This is a genomic window from Streptomyces sp. NRRL B-3229 (genome assembly GCF_000719505.1).
Classification (GTDB): domain Bacteria; phylum Actinomycetota; class Actinomycetes; order Streptomycetales; family Streptomycetaceae; genus Streptomyces; species Streptomyces griseorubiginosus.
Window position 1 is genome coordinate 1 of record NZ_JOGP01000054.1, and the last position, 5,388, is coordinate 5,388.

At 72.0% G+C, this 5,388-nt stretch carries 5 protein-coding genes and 1 pseudogene; 3 read left to right on the forward strand and 3 right to left on the reverse strand.

Annotated features, from left to right (window positions below; all coding sequences use genetic code 11):
• The first annotated feature begins 79 nt into the window (after window positions 1-79).
• A complete protein-coding gene (locus tag IF54_RS0138385) occupies window positions 80-1,096 on the forward strand; it encodes a LacI family DNA-binding transcriptional regulator (RefSeq protein WP_030327307.1) in 1,017 nt (338 codons plus the stop codon).
• A 3-nt stretch (window positions 1,097-1,099) separates the two neighbouring features.
• Here the strand turns inward: IF54_RS0138385 and IF54_RS0138390 are convergent, their stop codons facing one another.
• Window positions 1,100-2,665, reverse strand: a complete 1,566-nt coding sequence (locus IF54_RS0138390; protein WP_030327308.1) for a glycoside hydrolase family 43 protein — start codon at window positions 2,663-2,665, stop codon at window positions 1,100-1,102.
• Between the two features lie 124 nt (window positions 2,666-2,789).
• Here IF54_RS0138390 and IF54_RS0138395 point away from each other — a divergent pair, with 124 nt between their 5' ends.
• Together IF54_RS0138395 and IF54_RS0138400 are read left to right on the forward strand one after the other, a co-directional pair.
• Window positions 2,790-4,217, forward strand: a complete 1,428-nt coding sequence (locus tag IF54_RS0138395) for a GH1 family beta-glucosidase (protein ID WP_030327309.1) — start codon at window positions 2,790-2,792, stop codon at window positions 4,215-4,217.
• Between the two features lie 127 nt (window positions 4,218-4,344).
• Window positions 4,345-4,776 carry a tetratricopeptide repeat protein gene (locus IF54_RS0138400; protein ID WP_030327310.1) on the forward strand — a complete coding sequence of 144 codons (432 nt, stop codon included), beginning with the start codon at window positions 4,345-4,347 and terminating at the stop codon, window positions 4,774-4,776.
• 75 nt (window positions 4,777-4,851) lie between these two features.
• Here the strand turns inward: IF54_RS0138400 and IF54_RS0138405 are convergent, their stop codons facing one another.
• Together IF54_RS0138405 and IF54_RS40820 are read right to left on the reverse strand one after the other, a co-directional pair.
• The gene (locus IF54_RS0138405; RefSeq protein ID WP_030327311.1) at window positions 4,852-5,205 is read right to left on the reverse strand and encodes a VOC family protein; all 354 of its coding nucleotides are present in this window, start codon (window positions 5,203-5,205) and stop codon (window positions 4,852-4,854) included.
• Window positions 5,206-5,273: 68 nt separating this feature from the next.
• Window positions 5,274-5,388: pseudogene (locus IF54_RS40820) on the reverse strand (DUF4440 domain-containing protein); the annotation flags it as partial.

A 5,388-nucleotide genomic window follows, 5' to 3' on the forward strand; every position in this document is an offset into this window, starting at 1 on the left:
GCCCCGCTCCGTGGCCTGTGGCAGGATCGGCTGCGGGCGCGGGGCCGCCCGCGGGGGTCGAGGGCAGAGGACGAGTGACATGGACCGGCCGCCAGGCATGATGGACGTGGCCCGCGAAGCCGGCGTCTCGCACATCACCGTCTCCCGTGTCGTCAACGGCCACCCCTCGGTCCGCCCGGAGACCCGCACCCGCGTCGAGGCGGCCATCCAGAAGCTGGGCTACCGGCGCAACAGCGTCGCCAGGGCCCTCAAGAGCCGCCGCTCCTCCACGATCGGGGTGGTGATCGTGGGGTCGGACCTCTTCGAGCTGCCGCGCATCCTCCTCGGCGTGGAGACCGCCGCCAAGACGGCCGGCTACTGGGTGAGTCTGGCCAGCCGGCAGGGCGAGAGCACCACGGGCGACCTCGTCGAGACGCTCCAGCGGCTCACCGACCAGTCGGTGGAGGCGATCGCGGTCGTCACCGACCGGCCCGTCGCGGTGGAGGCGCTGTCCGGCCTCTCCTTCGAGGTGCCGGTGGCGGTGGTCATGTTCGGCGGCGGGTCCCACCCCGACCTGAGCTTCGTCGAGGTCGACCAGGAACTCGGCGCCCGTCTCGCGGCCCGTCACCTCCTCGAACTCGGACACCGGGACATCGCCCATCTGACGGGCGCGCTGCGCACCTTCGACGCCCGGGCGCGCGTCGAGGGCTGGCGGGCCGAACTCGCCGCCGCCGGTGCCGAAGGAGTCCTGCTGGAGGGCGACTTCAGTGCCGAGAGCGGCTTCCGTCTCGCCCATCGGCTCTGCGACGCCGACGCCGGCCCGCCCACCGCCGTCTTCGCCGGGAACGACCTGATGGCCATGGGAGTGCTGGCGGCCTTCGCCGAGCGGGGCGTCAGAGTGCCGCAGGACGTGTCCCTCGTCGGCTTCGACGACATGAAGGGCGCCGACTTCCTGGTGCCCGCCCTGACCACGGTCCGCCAGGACTTCGCCCACCTCGGCCGCAGCGCCATCGAGCAACTGGTGCGGATGCTGGGCGGGGAGCCCGCGCAGCGCCGGAGGCTCACCCCGGAACTCGTCGTGCGGCACACCACGGCCGCGCCCCGCGCGCACTCCTGAGGCTCACCCCGCCGGTGCCTCGGTCCCGGCGGGGACGTACTCGAACCACCGCACGTGCGCCTCCCCTTCACCCGTGCCCGAGGTGCCGTACAGGCCGAGGTGGACGCCCACGAAGCCACCGGCCCGTTCCGCGCTGAAGAAGGGCCGCTCGATACTGCCCACGGCCGTCGACCGGGCGCCGTCCTCGACGTGGAAGGTGTAGGCGGCCTCGTCGCTGTCCACGGCCAGGACGACCTCGCCGCCGGTGACCGGCACGGCCCCGAGGCGGCTGGAGATTCCCGCCTCCACGGCGGTCAGGACGACCTGCCGGGTGCCCTCGCTGTCGACGGTGAGGGCGAGGGTCGCGTGCCTGCGGTCGTTCTGGAAGACGACCAGCCCCGCCTCCTGCCCGGGTTCGGGGGCGATCAGACGGACGCGGGCGGCGGCACGCATCCGCAGGTGCCGCTGCGGGCGGGCGACGAACGCGGGTGTCCCGGTCGAGGTGAGGGGCTCGGGGGAGAGGCGGATGGTGAGGCCGCCCTCTCCGGGAAGCGGGGACACGAGGTCGTCTACCGGCCCCCGCCGACCGGTCCACTCCGGGCCCAGCCCGGGACCGGCGAAGTCGTCCCGCACCGGGCGCCCGTCCTGGGCCGGAGGTGCGGCGACCCCCGCGGGCAGTCGCTCCGACAGACCCACCCGGCCCGTCGACGGCGCGAACACCGGGCCCCTGCCGGTCCATTCGACGGGGACGAGGAAGACCTCGCGGCCGAGCGTGTGGGTACCGTCGGTCGGTCGTGTCCCCAGGACCACGGCCCACGTCTCACCGGCCGGGGTGTCTACGAGGTCGGCATGACCGACGTTGTGGACCGGTTCGGCCGCCCCGCGGTGGCGGTGGGTGAGCAACGGGCTTCTGGGATCGGTGGTGTAGGGGCCGGTGACGAACTCGGCGCGGGCCGCGGTGACGGCGTGATGGTGTTCGGTGCCGCCCTCCGCGGCGATCAGGTGGTACACCCCGTCCCGCTTGAACAGGTGCGGCGCCTCCACCCACGCACCCCGCACCGCGCCGTACCAGAGCGCGTACATGGGGCCGGTCAACTCCTGCCTGTGCAGGTCGAGTTCACGCATCCACAGCTCGCCCGGGCCCGTCACCTCCGGCTCGGCGGCGTCGCGGCATGCCGTGAACCAGCAACGGCCGTCGTCGTCGAAGAAGAGCGAGGGGTCGATGCCCTCGGCGTCCAGGGCGACCGGGTCCGACCACGGGCCGGCCGGATCCGCGGCCGTGAAGAGGTACGTGGTACTGCCCCGGCGGCCCCGCGCCAGAGTCACGACCACGTAGAAGGTGCCCTCGTGATGGCGGATCGTGGCGGCCCACAGACCGTCCGAGACGTCCAGCCCGGTCAGCGACACCTGTGTCGGACGATCGACGACGTGACCGAGCGGGGTCCAGCCCACCAGGTCGCGGCTGTGGTGGACGGGCAGCCCGGGGAAGTACGCGAACGACGACGTGACCAGGTAGTAGTCCGCCCCGACCCGGCAGATCGACGGGTCCGGACGGCTGCCCGGGAGCACGGGGTTGGAGAAGGTCGGCACGGGGCGAACTCCGGGGCGGAAGAAGGGGAGCGGGATTCTTCGGGTGAGACCTTGACAGCTTGTTAACGTTAACATCACCGTGGATCCCGGCCGCAGTCCTCAGCATCCCCCGAAGGGATCCCGCATGCCGACAGACCAGTCCCCGTCCTTCCCCGACCACTTCCTCATCGGCTCCGCGACCGCCTCCTACCAGATAGAGGGCGCCGCCACCGAGGACGGACGCGGTCCCTCCATCTGGGACACCTACTCCCACACGCCGGGCAAGACGTGGAACGGCGACACCGGCGACGTGGCCGCCGACCACTACCACCGCCTCGAAGCGGACCTCGACCTCATGGCCTCCCTGGGCCTGAAGGCGTACCGGTTCTCCATAGCCTGGCCGCGCATCCAGCCCACCGGCCGCGGCCCGGCCAACCCCAAGGGGCTGGACTTCTACAGCCGCCTCGTCGACGGCCTGCTGGCGCGGAGCATCGTCCCGGTCGCGACCCTCTACCACTGGGACCTGCCCCAGGCCCTGGAGGACGAGGGCGGCTGGACGAACCGGGCGACCGCCGAGGCCTTCGCCGAGTACGCCCGTATCGCCGGGGAGGCCCTCGGCGACCGGGTGGCGATCTGGACCACGCTGAACGAACCGTGGTGCTCCGCCTACCTCGGCTACGGCTCCGGCGCCCACGCCCCCGGCCGCACCGACGGCGCCGAGGCGCTGACCGCGGTCCACCATCTCAACCTCGCCCACGGGCTGGCGGTCGAACAGCTCAGGGCGGTCACCACCAACGACCCGCAGTACTCGATCACCCTCAACTTCCATGTCCTGCGCGGCGAGGGCGACGGCGCCGACGAGGCCGTACGCCGTATCGACGCCCTCGCCAACCGAGCGTTCACCGAGCCCCTGCTGCGCGGCCACTACCCCAAGGACCTCATCGAGGACACCGCCGGCATCACCGACTGGTCGTTCGTACGGGACGGCGACCTCGCCCGGATCCACCAGCCGCTGGACCTGCTCGGCGTCAACTACTACGCCACCACCCGGGTCCGGCTCTGGGACGGCGGGACGGAACGGCAGAACAACGACGGCCACAAGGACATGGGCGGTTCACCCTGGCCCGGCTCGCCCCAGGTCGAGTTCGTCGAGCAGGAGGGTCCGCGCACGGCCATGGGCTGGAACATCGACCCGGACGGCCTCGAAGAGCTGCTCCTGGACCTGCACACCCGGTTCCCGGACCAGCCGCTGGTCATCACCGAGAACGGGGCGGCCTTCGAGGACCGGGTCACCGTCGGCCCCGACGGCACCCACGCGGTCCACGACCCCGAGCGGGTCGACTACCTCCACCGGCACGTCACCGCGGCGCACCGGGCGCTGGCCGCGGGGGTCGATCTGCGGGGGTACTTCGTATGGTCGCTGATGGACAACTTCGAGTGGGGGTACGGCTATTCGAAGCGCTTCGGCATCGTCCACGTCGACTACGACACCCAGCGACGCACGCTCAAGGACAGCGCACTGTGGTACCGGGAGCTGGCGAGGACGGGGACGGTGCCGCCGATCGGTGGGTGAGGAGCGGGGTGCGGCGGTGAGCGTGCGGGGGAGGGGCGCGGAATAGCCGGTCGAGGGGGCGTGTTGCGAGGGGGTGATTGAAGCGTCAACAAATGGAGACGGCCGAGCTCTCGGTGAGGGAGGAACCATGACCGACAACCTCAACGCCTACCCGGCGAGCGACGGGGTCGCCCCCGACCGCTGGGCCAGCGCGCTGCACCTTTTCGACAACGGCCCCGGCGGAGCGCGCGAGGAGAGCACGGCCGAGCGCTGGGAGCGGGCCCGACTCCTGTTCGACGCGCGGGACTACAGCGCGGCCGCGAAGCTGCTCCCTGCGGTCGTCGAGGAGGCCCCCGAGCAGACCGGCCCGCGCCTGCTGCTGGCCCGCGCCTACTACCACTCCGCCCAACTCAAGCGCGCGGAGGAACAGTTGCGGCTGATCGTCGAGCGTGACCCGGTGGAGCACTACGCCCACCTGATGCTCGGCCGCACTCTGCAACGCCAGGGCCGCGAGGCGGAGGCGACCCCCTGGCTGCGCATGGCGGACGCCTTCGCGGGGGAGTTCCCGGACGACGAGTAAGCGGTTCCGGTGCGGGCGGGGGGGGCTTCGCTCCGGCCCGGTGGCGCCGGCCAAGGCAGTACAGCTGCCGCAGGATCAGGCCGGCTGCCACAGTTCGATCCGGTTGCCCTCCGGGTCCGTGACCCAGCCGAAGCGGCCGACGCCCTCCATGTCCTGCGTCGCGTCGGCCACGTCCGCTCCCCCCGCGCGCAGCTGGGCGAGCATCGCGTCCAGGTCGCGGACCCGGAAGTTGAGCATGGTCTGCTGGGTGCGGGACCCGAAGTAGTCGGTCCCGGCCTCGAAGGCCGCGAACACCGTGGGACCGGCCTCCGGACGCCACAGACCGTTCTCGTCGGCCTCCAGCCCCAGGCAGTCGCGGTACCAGGCGCTCAGGGCCGCGGGGTCGGTGGCCCGCAGGAAGTAACCGCCGATTCCAAGCACACGTTCCATGACGTCATCCTGCCAGGACGGTGACGGGACGGGCCGGAACAGGGCCCGTCCCGCACAGAGGAGCCCCCTCAGGGCGTCATGGCGTCGCGGACGAGTGCGGTGTCGACGAACTGTTCGAAGCGGACGATGAGTCCGCCCCGTACGACGAAGTGGTGGGCCACGCGCACGTCGATGGCTTTGCCG